The 18593-nt window shown below is 33.1% G+C and carries 13 protein-coding genes; 3 read left to right on the forward strand and 10 right to left on the reverse strand.

The genetic code is table 11. The annotated features are described in order from the left end of the window. Nucleotides 1-101 precede the first annotated feature (101 nt). The 6 genes from ACZM4J_RS01195 to argC all read right to left on the reverse strand — a co-directional run bounded on the left by ACZM4J_RS01195 (nucleotide 102) and on the right by argC (nucleotide 7363). Entirely contained in the window at nucleotides 102-785 is a 684-nt protein-coding gene (locus ACZM4J_RS01195; protein WP_022164799.1) for a response regulator transcription factor, read from the reverse strand. Nucleotides 786-847: 62 nt separating this feature from the next. Beyond that, on the reverse strand, nucleotides 848-2503 hold the full coding sequence (locus ACZM4J_RS01200) for a Na/Pi cotransporter family protein (RefSeq protein ID WP_412622246.1): 1656 nt from the start codon (nucleotides 2501-2503) through the stop codon (nucleotides 848-850). A 248-nt stretch (nucleotides 2504-2751) separates the two neighbouring features. Continuing rightward, nucleotides 2752-3933 (reverse strand): aspartate aminotransferase family protein, encoded by a 1182-nt coding sequence (locus ACZM4J_RS01205; protein WP_412622248.1) that lies wholly within the window; start codon nucleotides 3931-3933, stop codon nucleotides 2752-2754. A gap of 32 nt (nucleotides 3934-3965) precedes the next feature. Continuing rightward, nucleotides 3966-4880: an acetylglutamate kinase gene (gene argB / locus ACZM4J_RS01210; RefSeq protein ID WP_022164797.1), complete on the reverse strand. Its 915-nt coding sequence runs from the start codon at nucleotides 4878-4880 to the stop codon at nucleotides 3966-3968. Nucleotides 4881-5012: 132 nt separating this feature from the next. Next, a complete protein-coding gene (gene argJ / locus ACZM4J_RS01215) occupies nucleotides 5013-6242 on the reverse strand; it encodes a bifunctional glutamate N-acetyltransferase/amino-acid acetyltransferase ArgJ (RefSeq protein ID WP_412334506.1) in 1230 nt (409 codons plus the stop codon). An 80-nt stretch (nucleotides 6243-6322) separates the two neighbouring features. After that, nucleotides 6323-7363 carry an N-acetyl-gamma-glutamyl-phosphate reductase gene (gene argC, locus ACZM4J_RS01220; RefSeq protein WP_022164795.1) on the reverse strand — a complete coding sequence of 347 codons (1041 nt, stop codon included), beginning with the start codon at nucleotides 7361-7363 and terminating at the stop codon, nucleotides 6323-6325. A gap of 360 nt (nucleotides 7364-7723) precedes the next feature. Here argC and ACZM4J_RS01225 point away from each other — a divergent pair, with 360 nt between their 5' ends. Beyond that, entirely contained in the window at nucleotides 7724-8947 is a 1224-nt protein-coding gene (locus ACZM4J_RS01225; RefSeq protein ID WP_022164794.1) for an argininosuccinate synthase, read from the forward strand. Nucleotides 8948-9104: 157 nt separating this feature from the next. Here ACZM4J_RS01225 and ACZM4J_RS01230 read toward each other — a convergent pair whose 3' ends face one another. Beyond that, nucleotides 9105-10766: a glycoside hydrolase family 13 protein gene (locus tag ACZM4J_RS01230; protein ID WP_022164793.1), complete on the reverse strand. Its 1662-nt coding sequence runs from the start codon at nucleotides 10764-10766 to the stop codon at nucleotides 9105-9107. 299 nt (nucleotides 10767-11065) lie between these two features. Between ACZM4J_RS01230 and ACZM4J_RS01235 the strand changes: the two genes are divergently transcribed. Next, nucleotides 11066-11566 carry a GtrA family protein gene (locus ACZM4J_RS01235; RefSeq protein ID WP_022164792.1) on the forward strand — a complete coding sequence of 167 codons (501 nt, stop codon included), beginning with the start codon at nucleotides 11066-11068 and terminating at the stop codon, nucleotides 11564-11566. Next, on the forward strand, nucleotides 11544-14270 hold the full coding sequence (locus ACZM4J_RS01240; protein WP_022164791.1) for a YfhO family protein: 2727 nt from the start codon (nucleotides 11544-11546) through the stop codon (nucleotides 14268-14270). Before ACZM4J_RS01235 ends, ACZM4J_RS01240 begins: the two co-directional genes overlap by 23 nt. Before the next feature lie 278 nt (nucleotides 14271-14548). Here ACZM4J_RS01240 and ACZM4J_RS01245 read toward each other — a convergent pair whose 3' ends face one another. Genes ACZM4J_RS01245 through ACZM4J_RS01255 form a run of 3 tightly spaced genes read right to left on the reverse strand, consistent with a single transcriptional unit; the run spans nucleotide 14549 to nucleotide 18545 of the window. Then, nucleotides 14549-15577, reverse strand: a complete 1029-nt coding sequence (locus ACZM4J_RS01245; protein WP_022164790.1) for a peptidylprolyl isomerase — start codon at nucleotides 15575-15577, stop codon at nucleotides 14549-14551. Nucleotides 15578-15611: 34 nt separating this feature from the next. Then, nucleotides 15612-16397: an HAD-IIB family hydrolase gene (locus ACZM4J_RS01250; RefSeq protein WP_117998856.1), complete on the reverse strand. Its 786-nt coding sequence runs from the start codon at nucleotides 16395-16397 to the stop codon at nucleotides 15612-15614. Between the two features lie 18 nt (nucleotides 16398-16415). Next, the gene (locus ACZM4J_RS01255; protein ID WP_022166000.1) at nucleotides 16416-18545 is read right to left on the reverse strand and encodes an SH3 domain-containing protein; all 2130 of its coding nucleotides are present in this window, start codon (nucleotides 18543-18545) and stop codon (nucleotides 16416-16418) included. Nucleotides 18546-18593: the final 48 nt, after the last annotated feature.

Consider the following 18593-nt stretch of genomic DNA (forward strand, 5'->3'; position numbering starts at 1 on the left):
CTTTTTCTATACACTGTTGTAATTAAATATTGTTTATGATTCCGTATAGAACTAATTTTTCACCTGTTCACATTCTACCACTTTAATTATTACAGGTATATCTACTTTTCCTTTTTATAATTTAAAGTGTAACCAACATTTCTAACAGTTTGAACTAATGCACCCTTGTCACCTAATTTCTTTCTTAAAGTCTTAATGTGCATGTCTAAAGTTCTTGATTCTCCTTCGTAATCAATTCCCCATACTCTGTCAAGGATTCTGCCTCTTTGAAGGACAATACCCGAATTTTGCATAAGGTATTTTAATAATTCAAACTCCTTATATGTTAAATCACACTGCTTACCATCTACAGTTACCTTATGTTTTGCATCATTAAGAACAATCCCCTCAAATTCCAGTGATGTTTCAACAGAAAGATTAGCTCTTCTAAGCATTGCCTTTACTCTTGAAATAAGCTCCATTACACCAAAAGGCTTTGTCATGTAGTCATCCGCTCCCTGGTCAAGACCTTTTACTTTGTCCATTTCAGATGATTTGGCAGTAACCATAATAACCGGTATGGAAGCTGTTTCAGGATGTTCCCTTAAATCTTTTACAAGGGATAAGCCATCTCTGTCAGGAAGCATAATATCCATAATAATTAAATCCGGATATTTATTTTCCATTTTTTTATCGAAATCCTTGGCATTTGAAAATGTATAAACTTCAAAGCCTGAATTTTTCAATGCAAACTCTTCAATTTCAGCTATATTCTTGTCATCTTCAACTATATATATTTTCTGCATGTATTTTCTCCTTATCGAAAAAAATGGGCACGTTTCCATGCCCATTTTCGTTAGTGTCTTTTCTAGTTTATTTTCTTTTCAGGTAAAATAGAAAATGCAATATTTACAGCATGATCTGCAATTCTTTCGTAACCAATTACTAAATCAGTAAACACAAGTCCTGATTCAATTGAGCATTTTCCGGCTGCCATTCTCTTAACATGACCTTCCTGACAATCAATTTTCATCTGATCTATAACATCTTCTAAACGGTCAACTTCATCAAATTTTGATTTATCTTCATTTACAAAGATTTCAACTGCCTTCTCGTATATATCCATAACTTTCCCATACATAGTAAGCATTTCGTCTCTGCCTTCTTTAGAAAACTCGATTTTCTGATTCTTCTCTTTCAAGGCATCATCCATAATATTAACTGCATGGTCGCCGATTCTTTCAACGTCAATTACTACATGGAAAAGTCCACCTAATCTTTCTTTATCCTTAAGTGGTAAACCGTATCTGTTAGCATCAACCATGTATTCAGTAATACCATGACTTAAAAAGTCTATATATTTTTCTCTGGCGTATACTTCCTTATATGTTGAAAATTCCTTGTCAATTAAGGCTTTTGATGATTCTTCTAAGTTAATCTTAACCATGTCAGCCATACGCTGAATTTCCTGAACAACTTCAACCACAACAGTAGTTGGGTTTGTAAGACCTGATTTTCTAATATACTTTAATACCATCTCGTCTTCATCCTGCTCTTCACCAGGTTTAGAATGAATAACCTTCTTGGATAACTTAACAAGTAAGTTAGAACATGGTAATAAAATAATACACTGGAATACCTTAAATATTGTATCTGCATTTGCTACAAAACGCTTATCTGTTCCACTAATTGAATTAATCAAATTAACAATTGGTTCTGAAGCAAAGATTAAAATAGCACCAATTACAACTAATCCTACAACATTAAACATTACATGGATAAAAGCTGTTCTTTTTGCTTTTCGGTTTGCATTCATTGCTGCCATAACCGCTGGCATACATGAACCAATATTTGCACCTAAAATAAAATATAAACATGCAAGATAATCTGTTCCACCTGTTACCGGATCAATAATAATATTTGAACCTGCCAACAATACAAGCACACTGACTGTTACTGATGAACTCTGAAGAATTGATGTAAAAATCAATCCTACAAGCACTGATATTATTGGGTTAGTTAAATATCCAAACACATTCATTAATTCAGGTATTTCCTTAATTCCATGAAGTGCTTCTGTCATAAAATTAATTCCTAAGAATAATGAACCGAAACCAAAAATAACGGCTGCGATTTTCTTTAACATTGGTTTCTTACAAAATGATAATATTGCCGCACCAATGAAAATAATAAATGGTGCCACTGCTGTAAGTTTCAATGAAACAAGCTGTGATGTAATTGTTGTACCAATGTTCGCACCAAATGTAATTCCTACAGATTGTTCCAAAGTCATGATACCGGCATTAACAAAACCAACTTCCATAACGGTTGTTGCACCGGATGACTGGATAAACGCTGTGAATAAAGCACCACATACAACAGCTATATATTTATTTCTTGTACAACGGTCCAAAATGGTTCTTAACCTACCACCTGCCGCCTGCTGTAAGCTGTCGCTCATATACTTCATTCCAAAAAGGAATAGTGCCAATCCACTAAGCAATTGTGTAATTAATACATACATTTTCTTTCTCCCATAAATTTTATTATCTGAACATAGTTCATTTTAATCATATAAATTTATAAGTTTTCCGTAAACCACCATAACAATCTAATGTAAAGTCTATGTAAAATTTTATCACAGTTTTTACAAAAAACAAAACTTTTTTTACAATATTGCAATTTTTGTAAAAACAATTCAATTTAACAAAGAAAAAGCAACCCGGTGACACAAACCTGCCACCAGATTGCTAAATCAGTCAAATTATAATTTTATAAACATTTACGTAAAATAGTAATCATTTCGTCAACCTGCTCTTTTGTTATAATAAGCGGTGGCAACATTCTAAGAACATTTCCCCCTGCTGATATAACAAAAAGTCCGTTTTCAATTGCTTTTGCAATTGTATCGCCTACAGGTGTCTCAAGAACAAGTCCCTGCATCATGCCTTTTCCACGTCTTCCTTTTACGTTGTCGAAATCTTCTACAATTTTGTCTAACTGCTCTTCTAAATATGCACCAACAACTTTTACGTTATCTAAAACATTTTCTTTTTCATAAATATCAAGGACTGTTGATACAGCCTGTGTTGCTAATGGATTGCCACCATACGTTGTTCCATGGTCGCCTGGAACTAAAGAGTTACAGCATTTCTTGCCGGCAATAAATGCACCTACAGGTACACCACAGCCAAGTCCTTTTGCTGAAGCAATAATATCCGGTACTACATCATAATTTTGGAAAGCAAACATTTTTCCGGTTCTACCCATACCACACTGCACTTCGTCACAAATCATAATTATGTCTTTTTCTGTACATAACTCTCTTATGCCTTCAATAAATTCTTTTGTTGCAGGATAAATTCCACCTTCACCCTGTAATGGTTCTAAAATAATTGCACAGGTTTTATCATTTACTAATTCTTTTACACTGTCTAAATTATTATATTCTGCAAATTTAATGCCACCAATCATAGGCCCAAAAGGTTTCTGATAATGTTCATTTCCTGTAAGTGCCAATGAACCCATTGTTCTACCATGGAAAGAATGATTCATTGCAATCACTTCATGATTTGCATGACCGTCTCTGTCATAAGCATATCGTTTTGCCATTTTTAAAGCACCTTCAATAGCTTCTGCACCACTGTTTGTAAAGAACACTTTTTCAAGCCCTGCTGCCTTAACAATTTTTTCAGCAGCTTCTATAGATGGTATATTGTAAAATAAATTAGATGTATGAGTTATTTTGTCAATCTGAGTCTTTAAGGCTTCTTTGTAAACTTCATTGCCATAGCCTAAACTACATACGCCAATTCCTGATGCAAAATCTAAATATTTCTTTCCATTTACATCATAAATATAAGCCCCTTCTGCTTTATCAATAACTACTTTAAATCTATTATAAGTATGTACAAAATATTGTTCTGCCTTGTCCATATACTCTGTATCTTTCATATTTTTACCAAAAACCTTTCTTTTAATCTAAATTATTCATTAAAGAATTTTGTCTGTTCATCGCCTAAAATTGCTGTTCCAACACCCTTGTTTGTAAAGATTTCCAAAAGAATACTATGAGGGATTCTTCCGTCAAGGATATGAACTCTTGAGACACCATTGTTTATTGCATCCATACAGTTTCTAATCTTTGGTAACATACCACCTGCGATTATGCCGTCTTCAATTAACTTTTCTGCTTCTGAAACTGTCATTTCAGAAATTACCGTACTGCTGTCATCTTTATCCATATAAACACCTTCAGTGTCTGTTAAAAACGCAAGTTTTTCAGCCTTTACTGCCTCTGCAATAGCACTTGCAGCATCATCAGCATTAATGTTATAGCCATGGAAATCTTCATCTAAACCAATAGGACATACAATTGGTAAGAAATCATCTTCAAGTAATTCAAGAAGTATATCTTCATTAACGTGTGTAACTTCACCTACATATCCAATATCTTCGCCCTCTGATAATTTTTTCTTTACAGTGAGAAGTCTACCGTCTTTACCACTAATACCAATGGCACGAACGCCTAACTGTTCTACTATCTGAACTAATTTCTTATTTACACTGTTAAGAACCATTTCAGCAGCTTCTAATGTGTCCTCATCTGTTACTCTAAGTCCGTTAATAAACTTAGTGTCCATTCCAAGTCTGTCAATATGACGGCTGATTGCCTTACCGCCTCCATGAACAATAATAGGTTTAAAACCTACTAATTTAAGAAGTGTAATATCCTGAATAACACTCTTCATAAAGTTTTCATCAAGCATTGCACTACCGCCATATTTTACAACAATAATTTTTCTGTTAAATCTTTGGATATAAGGTAATGCTTCAATAAGAACATCTCCTTTTTCAATCCATTTATCCATATCAAGTTGCTGCTGTCCCTTCATTATCATAGCTTCTCTCTCCTTTTCTTTACCTAATCTGCATATTTATTATCAGTCCTGTTGTGGCTCAATGTCTTTTTTCAATATTGTATAAGCACAAGTTGATAAAACATTTTGACACTATAATTATATTTTTTATTTTTAACTTCTGTAGTCAGCGTTAATGCTTACATATTCATGTGTTAAATCACAGCCCCAGGCTGTAGCTTCTGCCTCTCCCATTTTCATGTCACATATAGCTGTAACATAGTTTTCTGACAAAATTTCTGTAGCTTTTTCTTCGCTGTAATCTGTTGCCATTCCATTTTCAACTATCTTTAACTTACCTGCTTTACTTTCAAAATAAATATCTACTGTGTCAGGATTAATTTTTGCACTTGAATAACCAAGAGCACATAAAATTCTTCCCCAGTTAGCATCATGTCCGTAAATAGCAGCCTTTGTTAAACTTGATGTAATAACTGATTTTGCAAGTGTAACTGCCTGTTCTTTAGAACTTCCGTTAACGATTTTCACTTCAAATAAAGCTGTTGCCCCTTCGCCATCACCAGCAATTTTCTTTGACAAAAATACATTAACATTATGTAATGCTTCTACAAATTTATAGTAATCGTCATTTTTTTCTGTAATTTTGTCATTACCTGATAAACCGTTTGATAACAATAAAACAGTGTCGTTTGTTGAAGTATCTCCATCAACAGAAATCATGTTAAATGTATCCTTAATGTCTTCTTTCAAAGCCTCTGTTAAAAGTTCCTTTGAAATATTAATATCTGTAGTAATAAACCCTAACATTGTACACATATTAGGATGAATCATTCCTGAACCTTTGCACATGCCACCAATAGTACATTTCTTACCACCGATTTCTACTTCGTAGGCAATTTCCTTTGGAACTGTATCTGTTGTCATAATGGCTAATGCTGCATTATGACCGCCGTCAACTGTGTCATTTAATTCAGGCACAAGCATTTCAATGCCTTTTGTGATTTTATCCATAGGAAGCTGGGCACCAATTACACCTGTTGATGCAACTAATACTTCATCTTTACCTACATTTAAAGCCTTAGCTGTAGCTTCTGCCATGTCTTCGCAATATTTCATTCCTTCAGTCCCTGTGCATGCATTTGCCACTCCGCTGTTGCAAACTACGGCATGTACAAAATCACTGTTTTCTACTATATTACTGTCCCATTTTACAGGGGCAGCTTTAACCTGATTTGTTGTAAAAGTACCTGCTGCAACGCATGGTTCTTTACTATAAATCATAGCCATGTCTTTCTTTTCTGTATTACCTTCTTTAATGCCGACTCTAAGACCGTATGCACTAAAGCCTTTTGCAGCTGTAACGCCGCCATCTATTACTTTCATTGTTTTCCTCCTAAAAATTTTCAACTTCAATTCCTTCTACAACAAGATGTTATCCATCTGAAATGAAACTTAATTATGTTCTATGGGAACATTGGTACCTGTTCAAGGCCTTCTGTTTCTTTTAATCCAAATAGTATGTTCATGTTTTGAACTGCCTGACCGGCTGCTCCTTTGATTAAGTTATCAAGAGCTCCCATCATTACAATTCTGTTTGTTCTTTCATCAATCTTGAAGCCTACATCAACGAAGTTACTGCCTTCAACCCAACGTGTTTCAGGTGTTTCGTCTTTATTTAATACTCTGATGAAGAATTCGTCTCCGTAGTATTTGTCGTAGGCTGCCTTTACTTCTTCATAAGAAACAGGCTTCTTTAAATTAGCATATGCAGTTACTAATATTCCTCTTTGCATTGGTACTAAATGTGGAGTAAAGTTAATCATTACTTCCTCTCCTGCTGCATAGCTTAACTGTTCTTCAATTTCAGGTGTGTGTCTGTGTGTTGTTACACCGTATGCTTTGATGTTTTCATTCACTTCGCAGAATAAGTTTGGAACTTTTGCTCCACGGCCTGCACCTGAAGTTCCTGATTTTGCATCAACAATAATTGACTTAGGATCAATTAAGCCTTCTTTTACCATTGGGTAAATTGAAAGAATACTGCATGTTGTATAGCAACCCGGATTTGCAATAATTCTTGCACCTTTTACTTTGTCTCTATTAATTTCGCAAAGTCCATATACAGCTTCTTCTATAAACTGTGGGCTTTGGTGTTTGATGCCATACCATTTTTCGTAAATTGCAACATCTTTAATTCTAAAGTCTGCACTTAAATCTATAATTTTTACCTTATTTAATATTTCTTCATTAACTAATGAACCACATAAGCCCTGTGGTGTTGCTGTAAAAATAACATCTACAGCTTCTGCTAATTCTTCCATATTATCTTCTAAACATTTTGCATCAACAATCTGAAACATATTTCTAAATACTGATGCGTAATCCTGATCAACATAACTTCTTGAGCCAAACCATACAACTTCAGCTTCTTTATGCTGCATAATTAATCTTACAATTTCTACTCCTGCATATCCTGTAGAGCCAATAATTCCAACCTTAATCATAATTTCCTCCTATATATAAGCAGTCAAATCTATTAATCTAACCTATTATAATAATGAAATATAATATTGAACCTATTCATTTTATAATAATGAAGCTATTCATTTCATTATGTGTTAATAGTGTTTTTCAGCCATAAAATATGGTATTTATGGACCTGTTTAATTTTATAATTATATTACATAAAACACAAGGGATTTTACTGCAATGTAGAAATTATACACCTATTATGTATAATATGCAAGTTTTCTTTGAGTTTTATGCATAATTATACATTAATTTATATTTTTTCTTGCATTTTATGCATTATTGATGTATAGTAGCTCGTGGAAAGAATATATATTATATGGAGGATTAATATTATGGCAAAGGAAAAAGTTATTTTAGCTTATTCAGGTGGTCTTGATACAACTGCTATCATCCCTTGGCTAAAAGAAAATTATAATTATGATGTTGTTTGCTGTTGCATCAACTGTGGACAGGGCGAAGAATTAGATGGTCTTGAAGAAAGAGCTAAATATTCAGGTGCTGCAAAATTATACATTGAAGACATTACAGATGAGTTTTGTGATGACTACATTGTACCTTGTGTACAGGCAGATGCAGTTTATGAAAATAAATATTTACTTGGTACTGCTATGGCTAGACCTGGTATTGCTAAGAAATTAGTTGAAATTGCAAGAAAAGAAGATGCTGTAGCAATTTGTCATGGTGCTACAGGAAAAGGTAATGACCAGATTCGTTTCGAACTTGGAATTAAGGCTCTTGCTCCTGACATTAAGATTATCGCTCCTTGGAGAGATGACAAATGGAACATGGACTCAAGAGAAGCTGAAATTGAATATTGTAAGGCTCATGGAATTGATCTTCCATTTGGTACAGACCAGAGCTACAGCCGTGACAGAAACTTATGGCACATTAGTCATGAAGGATTAGAATTAGAAAATCCTGCAAACGAACCAAACTATGAACATCTTTTAATGTTAGGTGTTTCTCCAGAAAAGGCTCCTGACGAAGGTGAATATGTAACAATGACATTTGAAAAGGGTGTTCCAACATCTGTTAATGGTAAAAAAATGAAAGTATCTGACATTGTTCGTGAATTAAACAGACTTGGTGGAAAACATGGTATTGGTATTATTGATATTGTTGAAAACCGTGTTGTTGGTATGAAGTCTCGTGGTGTTTATGAAACTCCAGGTGGAACAATTCTTATGGAAGCTCACAGACAGCTTGAAGAATTAGTTCTTGATCGTGCCACAATGGAAACAAAGAAAGACATGGGCAACAAATTAGCTCAGATTGTTTACGAAGGAAAATGGTTTACACCACTTCGTGAAGCTATCCAGGCATTTGTTGAATCAACACAGGAATACGTTACAGGTGAAGTTAAATTCAAACTTTACAAAGGAAACATCATCAAAGCCGGAACTACTTCTCCATATTCATTATACAGTGAAAGCCTTGCATCATTTACAACAGGTGATTTATATGACCACCATGATGCTGAAGGATTCATCACATTATTTGGCTTACCACTAAAGGTTAGAGCTATGATGAAGAAAGAAAACGGACTTCAGAAATAATTAATTTTTATATAACTTACTAATTTATGAATTGTAATTTATAGATTGTAAGCAAAGAAAACCCACATCTAATGATTAATTTCTAATCTTAAATGTGGGTTTCTTTTTATATAATCTTAAATGTGGTTTTATTATCTAATGTTAAGATTTGGGTTTCTTATTTCAATACCAACGCCTGAGTGCTTTTTATTACTAACTTATTATTTGCCATCTCACATTCTTCCATATTATTGAGAAGTACCTGATATTCTTTTTCCATTTCTAAAGTAATATCTTCCTGACCAAAATTGGCAACTACAAGTATCTCTTTACCTTCAAACACACGCTTGTATGCAAAAACATTATCTTTGTCCATAAAAATCGGAGTTGTTTTCCCGTAAACAAATAAATCTGCATATTTTTCATTTTTTCTTAATGCTATTAACTTCTTATAGTAATTCAAAACAGAATTATTGTCTTTTTCCTGCTCCCTTACGTTACACTGTGCATACAGCGGATTAACTTTAAGCCATGGTGTACCTGTTGTAAATCCTGCATTTTTTTCATCTGACCACTGCATAGGAGTTCTTCCATTATCCCTACTGTGTTTGTAACAAATATCCATTGCCTCTTCTTTTGTTTTGCCTGCTTCAATTGCCAAATTATATTCATTTATTGTGTTAATATCATCATATTCAGATATGTCTTCAAATCTTGTATTAGTCATGCCTATTTCCTGTCCCTGATATATGAAAGGAATTCCACGTAACAAAACAATAATTGTCCCAAGCATTTTGGTGCCTTGGGCATTTCTTGCATGTTCAGGGAGATATCTGCTTGCCCCTCTTGGCTCGTCATGGTTTTCAATTATGTTTGACAAAAAGCCAACATTTTCACTTTCTTTTTGAGCATTAAAAATAGCATTTCTATATTGTTTAAATGTAAAATCAGGTGCATCATACCAGCCATGTCCACCAAAAGACAAACACTGAGCTGAAAAATCAAACATAGATGAGAAGTGACCGTTTTCTCCGATAAATTCTCCCAGTTCATCTTTTTTCATGTTAAACACTTCACCTACTGTAAACGCATCGTGTTTTTCAAAAGTATTTTTCTTTAAATTTTCAAGCATGCTACCAATGCCTGTTGCGTGCTCTGCCACCTTGCCAGCATGTACCAGTCCGTCTTCACCGTCAGGCTCAAGATTTTCAAAATTCAAATCTTTTGCAATGTTAATAATGGCATCAATTCTAAAGCCTGAAACACCCTTATCAAGCCACCAGTTTATCATTTTATAAAGTTCATCTAAAACTTCTTTGTTGTACCAGTTTAAGTCCGGCTGTTCTTTTGCAAACATATGTAAATAATATAAATCCGTACCTTCAACCTTTTCCCAGGCACTTCCACCAAAGTATGAGCGATAGTTGCTTGGCGGATTACCGTCTTTTCCTTTTCTAAAATAAAAGTAATCTCCATATTTTCCTGCTGGATTCTCTAATGCCTTCTTAAACCATTGATGTTTATCTGAACAATGATTAATAACCAAGTCCATAACAATGTGCATATCCCTGCTTTTTGCTTCTTCAAGTAATGTGTCAAAATCTTCCATTGTGCCAAACTTTTCATCTATTCTGTAATAATCCGAAATATCATAGCCCTGATCTACAAAAGGAGACTGATATATTGGAGAAATCCATATAATATCAATGCCTAATTCCTTTAAATAATCCAGCTTGTCAATTATGCCTTTAATATCACCAATTCCATCACCATTTGTGTCATTAAAGCTCTTAGGATAAATCTGATATGCAACTTTGTTGTGCCACCACTTTCTTTCCATTATATTAACCTCCGTACATTTATAATTTTTAATTTGAATAGTAATATTATTTCTTTCTTGGAAACGTTTCCATAATTACTATACATTATAAAATATTTTTAAAACTGGGTCAATTATATTATTTTTATATCCATACATTTTGCATTTTTGTCTATTATGTTTGTTTTTATTTACACTAATGGCAATTTATAGTAAAATAAATAGGATATGGACTAATTTGCCCTAGCCCATAAAAGTCTAAAAATATAAACAAATTAAACTATTGAAAACCATTTATAATTTAAAAGGACAACAGACAAATGAAAGAAACTATAATTAGGTTAAGGGAATTTTTGTTGGCACATGTTAGTAACAAAAAATTACAGTCTTTAATTATAGGCTTGTTAAGCTACGAAATGGTATACTATATTTTTTTTGGTGCCGGTACTTTCATTATTGACATAGGCATTTTTTCATTAATAACTTCCTATGGATGTACTGCACTGATTTCTAATATAATATCTACCATTTGTGCCATTGTTTTTGCTTATACTACTAATAAACTCTGGGTTTTTAAAAGTAAAACTCACGGATTTACTGAAGTATTTGCAGAATTTATGCGATTTGCTTATGTTAGATTTGCTACTTTAATTATGACTGAAATTATTCTGCTGATTAACGAAAAGCTAATTAACGGTAACAAATATTTAGCAAAACTAATCGCAATGATTATTACGATAATATTAAATTATGTGTTTAGTATATTATTTATTTTTAACAACAGAAAGGGGACTCATAATGAAATCCAAAAAACAGCATAATTTTTCATTAAAAACATGGTTTGACAACAACCGATTATACTTACTGGCATTTCTTATTCCGGTAGTATCAATGCTTGTCGTTTACGCAGTGAAGGGAGTTTTCCCATTTGGTGATGAAATGTACTTACGAAGCGACTGCTATCATCAGTACACACCTTATTTGGAAATACTTCAAAAGAAACTTCAAAGCGGTGGTAGCCTATTCTACACATGGGAAATTGGTGCCGGTATGAACTTTGTGGCAATTGCAGCCTACTATTTATCCAGCCCATTTAACTTACTTACAATTCTCTGGCCTACAAACATGGCTGATTTTGTAAACTTTTCAATTATTTTGAAAATGGGACTTGCAGGCTTTGCTACAACTTACTATCTTTCAAAAAGATTTAAGTCAAAAAACATTAACACTGTAATCTTTGGTATGTTTTACGCATTGTCAGCATATTTTGCAGCATTTAGCTGGAATATTATGTGGCTTGACTGTATGTGGATTCTTCCATTTATTATATTAGGTCTTGAAAGATTAGTAACACAAAAAAGATACAAGATGTACTGTTTAGCTCTCGCCTTTGGTATTTTTTCTAACTACTACATTGGTATTATGCTTTGTCTTTACAGTGTAATATATTTTGTATATCTTCTTTGTGTATCTGATTTTGACAGTGAAATCGGTGCTTTAAAAGCAAGACTTTTAGCTTTAAAGGATTTTGCAATATATTCAGTTTTAGGTGGTGGGCTTGCTGCTTGCATTATTCTTCCTGAGTATTTTAACATGCTTATTACTAAGTCAGCAGACACATCATTCCCTGAAGCTTTGGAAGAATATTTTTCAATGATGTATATGCTATTTAGATCACTTATTTGTGTTCCAATAGCTGATTTGAAATACCCACATGATCCTAACATCTATTGTGGTGTTGCAATGTTTATTTTAATACCACTATTTTGGTTATGCAAAAAAATTAGTAAAAAAGAACGTATCGGAAAAACAGTTATTGCTGTTATTATGTTATTAAGTTTTAGTTTCAATATTCCAAACTATATTTGGCATGGTTTACATTTTCCAAATAGTTTACCTTGTAGAGAATCATTCTTATATATTTTCTTAATTGTAACTATGGGATATGAAGCATTTACTCATATTAGGGAATTTAAGCCGGTACACATTATCGGTTCGGCAGGAGTATCTGTTGGTTTAATTTTACTTTTTGAAGAAATTTTCAAAAGTTCAGAATTATTTACAGATTTAGATATTAGTACAAACATGACACAAATTGCTTACTTAAGCATTTTGTTTATTGGTGCATACCTTGTAATCTTCTTCTGTTTCAGAAAATATCGTGACATGAAAGCGTTTTTCACATATTTACTTGTTCTACTTGTATTCTGTGAATTGACTCTTAACATGACTGTTACAAGTATTCCAAGTACTTCTTCTAGAAGCGGCTACTATGAAGCAACAGAAGCTTATGATAAACTTAACGAAGTAGCCAAAAGCGATGCAAAGAAAGACAATTACAACTTCTTTAGAACAGAAGGCGAATACCATGCAACAAGAAATGATGGTGCAAGATTTGGGTACAACAGTATTTCAACATTCTCTTCTGTAGCATCAGCAGCTATGCAGGATTATTATGATGAGATTGGATTACAGACATCATTTAACGCATATTCATATTATGGTCATACTCCTCTTACTGCTGCTTTATCTGCAGTGAAATATGAATATACAACAGGAAATCCTACTTTGCCAAATTATATGACTTTACTAAGTCAGCAGTCATATAAAACTGTTAACGGACAGAGTTCACTTAAATTATACAAATATAATCAGACTCTTCCACTTGGATTTATGATGAATCTAAATACAGAAGCTAGTTGGAAAAAGAATACAGGCAATCCATTTGCTACACAGAATAATTTCATTAAGTCTGCTGTAAATGATGGCAAGAACATTTTCCACCAGCTTACATCATCTGAAGTCGGTAAATTTAGTGCTGAATACAGTTTAGAAAAAGGCGACAAATTTACTCCTTCAATAGACGAGAAAACAATGGATGTATACTTCTTCTGTGTAACATCATCAGAAACATTAACTGCTACAGTTACAGACGGTAGCATTATGGAAAACCAGAACGGTACACAGACATCTACTACAACAAAGACATTTTCTTCTACAAACCAGAATTATATCTGTCATTTAGGAAATGTAACACCTGGCTCAAAAATCACAATTACAGCCAGCGATAATCAGGCAATTAGTAGTTGTTATGCATACGCATTTGATAACGATGCCTGGTCATATGATTACCAATTATTAAATGCAAATCCATACACTGTATCAGAATACAGTGATACAAAAATTACAGGTACAGTAACTTCAGAAGAACAGGGTATTATGTATACTTCTATTCCTTACGACAAAGGTTGGAGCGTATATGTTGACGGTGTAGAAAGTGCAATTACACCTATTTGTGATGGTGCTCAAATTGGTGTCTTAGTAGATTCAGGTACACATGAAGTAACATTTAAGTATAAACCTCAGGGACTTGGAAGTGGTATTTTAATCAGTCTTCTTTCACTTCTTGTATTCCTTGGCTTAACTTTCAAAGATAAGATTTTAGCTAAGTTTTCAAAGGGTACTGTAAAGAAAATTCAGGTAGCTAAACCTGTTGAAATTAGCGATGAAAGTGATAATGAATAATTATCGTTAATATCAATAAAAAACCATAAAAAAAGAAGTTTTGCTTAACAAATTTATTTGTTAAACAAAACTTCTTTTTTATAAATTTTAATGAATCAAACTTGCAATAAATTCCATCTTAAATTTATTAATCAATGGTATATCAACTGCCCTCATTTTACGGTTCCATTCTATTTGCTATTTTTATCATTATAAGACATATAACACCAATTGCTAAACAAATACTGTAAACTAAATCTTCCTTGTATTATGTTCTTTTATAGCTTAATATTATACGACTAAATATCTCCATACAAACTAAAGAAGTTTGATGATTTTAAATCTTTTATATCTTCAGGGACAATATCTTCCCATTCTGACGTATTAAAATCATAACTGCTGTCCTTTAGGAAACTGTTATATTCTTTCTGGAATAGTGCCTTTTTTTGCTTCTTGATGATATCTTCCTTGTTCTTAGCTGTCTCATCTTTCATATAATTATCAACGCAGTAAATCAGGTAATAATCATTTCCGTCATTAATAATTTCACTGGTCTGATTTTTATTAACGTTAAAGGCTTCTTTTTCCAATGTTGTTGTAGCTTCATTTTTCTTTATAACTTTTGTAGCTGAGTCATCTTCGCTTATCTGCTTTGCTTCCTTTTCGAAGTTTGCAGTTCCTTTTTTAACTTTTTTAGCAATGGAACGTAACTTCTTTTGGATTGTATCAGGGGCTGTATTATCTGATGACATACGAATGTACTGTATTTTTATTACTCTTGCATCTTCTTCACTTACAGTCTCATCTACCTTCTCGGTAACTCTGTTGTAAACCTTGTCCGCCAAATAATAATTTCTGTACAATACTGTTGCTGTATCCAAATCCGCGTCTGTGTATTCCAATTCACTTTGACTTAATGAATTATAAAACTTGTCTGCCACATCATTAATTGAACGCATGTCATCTTTATCTATTTTGATACCCTCTGAGTCTGCCATGGCTGCAATTGTATACTTAACAGTCATGTCTTCTTTAACTTTTTCCATAACGAAATCTTTTAACGTTGTGTCCTTGTCCACTTTTGCATTCCAGTCAACTTTTCCGCCAAAGTCCTTTTTATATTTGTTTACATAGTTCATAAAAATCAATTTGTATTCACTTTTAGAACATGTTAAGTCATCTATTTTAAAAATTTCATCACTGCTTAATCCAAAGATTTTTCCTAATATGAATGTGTCACTTTTTATGCCGCAACCTGTTAAAAATGATGCGGTTAATGTAACTGCAATTCCTGTAGCTGCAATTTTTTTCAATTTTGAAAAATTCATTTTTTCTTCCTTCCTGCCAGTCTCTATTTATGTTTTACATTCTCATAATATCTTCCAAAATAGTATCAACACTTTCCGTAATATGTTTTGCCGCATGTCTTACCTGAGAATCTGCCCATTGCATTGCATAGCTGTAAAAACAATGTTCAAACATGTCTATATCAGTAAAACCTGTTCCAAACACAACTGTGTCTTCTTCTGATATTTCATAAAAGTGCTGAATTAAGGCTATTGCCATACCTTTAGTTACATATTGTCCTGTTATAAACATTTCATTAGGAGATGAAATTGATACATTGGCTTTTGCAGACCATCTTTTGTAAATCTTCTCAAAGCTTTTTTCATCAAATCCATCTTTTGAGCATAATGTAATCTTTGTAACATCTCCATTTAATTCTTTTAAGTCATCAATATGTTCAGGCTCAATCCCTTTGTTATTTAAGTATTTGAGAAACTCGTAATCATGAGTTTTTATAGCTGTATCTTTCTCATTTGAAAAAACCAAACGAATATCATTATTATATTCATCTTTTTCCATTTCAATAAGTACATCTAAACAAACAAGACGGTCAATTGTTGTCTTGCTTATTACTTTTTCTCCCTGAAAAATCACGCCACCATCATTACAAATATAAATAATATCATCCTGTATTTTTCCAAATAATGGTTTAACAAGATTGTAATTTAACCCTGTTGCTACAGCAAATTTAAAATCATTTTCTAACAGTGTAGCGATTAAGTCAATTGTTTCTTCTGAAATTGTTTTATTATTTTCATCTATTAATGTGCCTTCTAAACCACACACAATAAAATTAATCATTTTGCCTCCTAGTTATTTTTAATTTATAATTTTCCTTTTTGTTGATTTTTTTCCATAAATCTTCTTGTTTCCAACTGTTCTATATGCAGCAACCTTATAAAAATATGTCTTTTTGTCCTGAACATTTTTATCAACGCAATTTACATTGTTAGCGGATTTAACTGCTATTCTTGTAAATGGTCCCTTTGCTGCTGTCGACCTGTAAATAACATAACCACTTGCACCAGCTACCTTTTTCCATGTAACTTTCAAAGTTTTGCCCTGCTTAGCAACAGTTGGCTTTTTTACCTTTGAAGGTATTGGTTTTATGGTTACTGCTTTTGATTTTGCACTTTTGTGTTTCTTGCCTGATACAGTTCTATAGGCTTTTACCTTGTAGCTATATACTGTACCTGATACAAGATTTGTGTCCACATAACTGTTAACATTTCCCTTAGGCTTTGCTATTATAACATACTTTCCTGCTGCGTTTTTTCTATATAAATAATATCCATTGATATTATTCTGAGCATTCCATTTAACAGTAACAGAATTGTAATTCTTTGAGCTACCTGAAACTACAGGCTTTGAAGGTTTATAGGATTGTCCAACAGTTATTGTCATAGCACTCATATTGCCTGCTGCCGTATAAGCTCTAACTGTTGTTGTGCCTTTCTTTAATGCTGTAGCATAACCTGACTGGTCAACCTTTACAACTGCCGGATTGTCACTCATATAATAAACACTCTGACCTTTTGTAACTGACACCGGTAACTTGTATTTAGCACCTTTTGAAATTGACTTTTCACTGTGAACATTCAAATAAGATGCTGCAATATAGCCTGTGTAAGTCTTGTTATTTTTCACACATTTTACTTTATACCAGTATGGGTTACTTAACCAAGATGAGCCAAACAGATTACTTGTTCTTACACCTTCTAATATTGTAACATTTGTATTCTTACTTAAAGTTGTTAATGTATTTGTATTAGTGCCTGCACCCTGTCTTAAATTAACTGTTGAGATAACCGTCCCTTGTTTTGAACTGCTACCTATTGTTACCTTGGCACTTGTAGATGGCATATTCGTGTAAACAGGAATTACAAAAGTTAAAGCAAGTTTTGTGACACCCATCTCATTATAAGCATCACTTCCAAGTGCTGCTTCTGAAGCTGCTCCGTAAATATTAGTCATATACTGGTGCTGGTATAAACCGTATGTAGAGTTTTTATTTACATTAAATCTTTGGAAGTATGTAGTGTACTGACCAGCATTAATGTATTTTTCTCCTATATATTCTGCTCCACCTATAATAGATTTTCCCGGTGCTTTCCACTTTCTATTATATGTATTACCAGAGCTTGCCCATGCCAGTCCGTTAGCTATTGGATTAGAACTTGTGTAAGCCCCAATGTTATAGAAATTATAAATTCCCTTGTACTTAGAAGAATACTCTCCATTAACACTACCACTTGCTCCCATACCTGCATATTTTGAATTCTTCTTTGAACCAACTTCCTGAAGTATTTTTGAGGCAATATAATAAGCACTTACCTTACTTCCTTTTGCAGCTTCTATAATTTTTGATGAATATTTAACATCTGTTGACTTGTATTTGCCAGCAGTTGTTAAATAACCAATGTTTGTTTTGTACATAAAAGAGCCTTCTAAAACTGCCTCCACTCCACTTGCAGTCTGTGTTGAATCGTATGCTAATTTTTCAAACTGATAAATATGCGTATCATTTAAAAAGTTTCTCGGATCCATAAAATACTGGACGGCTACCTTTGAGGCTGTTACCCAACTACTACCGTCTTTTGCTATATAAGCTCCTGTAGAAGCATTATAGTCTCCGGGTTCTGTAGACTTTAAATACTTGCTGTAACTTTTTTCAATTAAGCTTCTGTCATCTTTTAATTCATTTTCCACTGCAGTATTAAAATTGATTCCCGTATTATAAGGAACAAATTTCCACTTAGGATATTTTTTGTGAAGCTTCCTTAAATATGGTTTATAACTGTCAGGAAAACCTTTAATACTTGTCTCAAACGAATCTGCTGCCATTACTTCTCTGCTGTCAAAAGATATTCCAAAAAACAAGTTTACAATCATGGTTACTATAACAATTATTATAATTGTGTTTTTTACTGTTTTTTTGCGTGCTCTCATATATTTCATCCTTTTTTTGCATAACAACAAGTTACAAGTTCTTCAAAG

The sequence above is a fragment of the Eubacterium sp. genome (assembly GCF_057858645.1).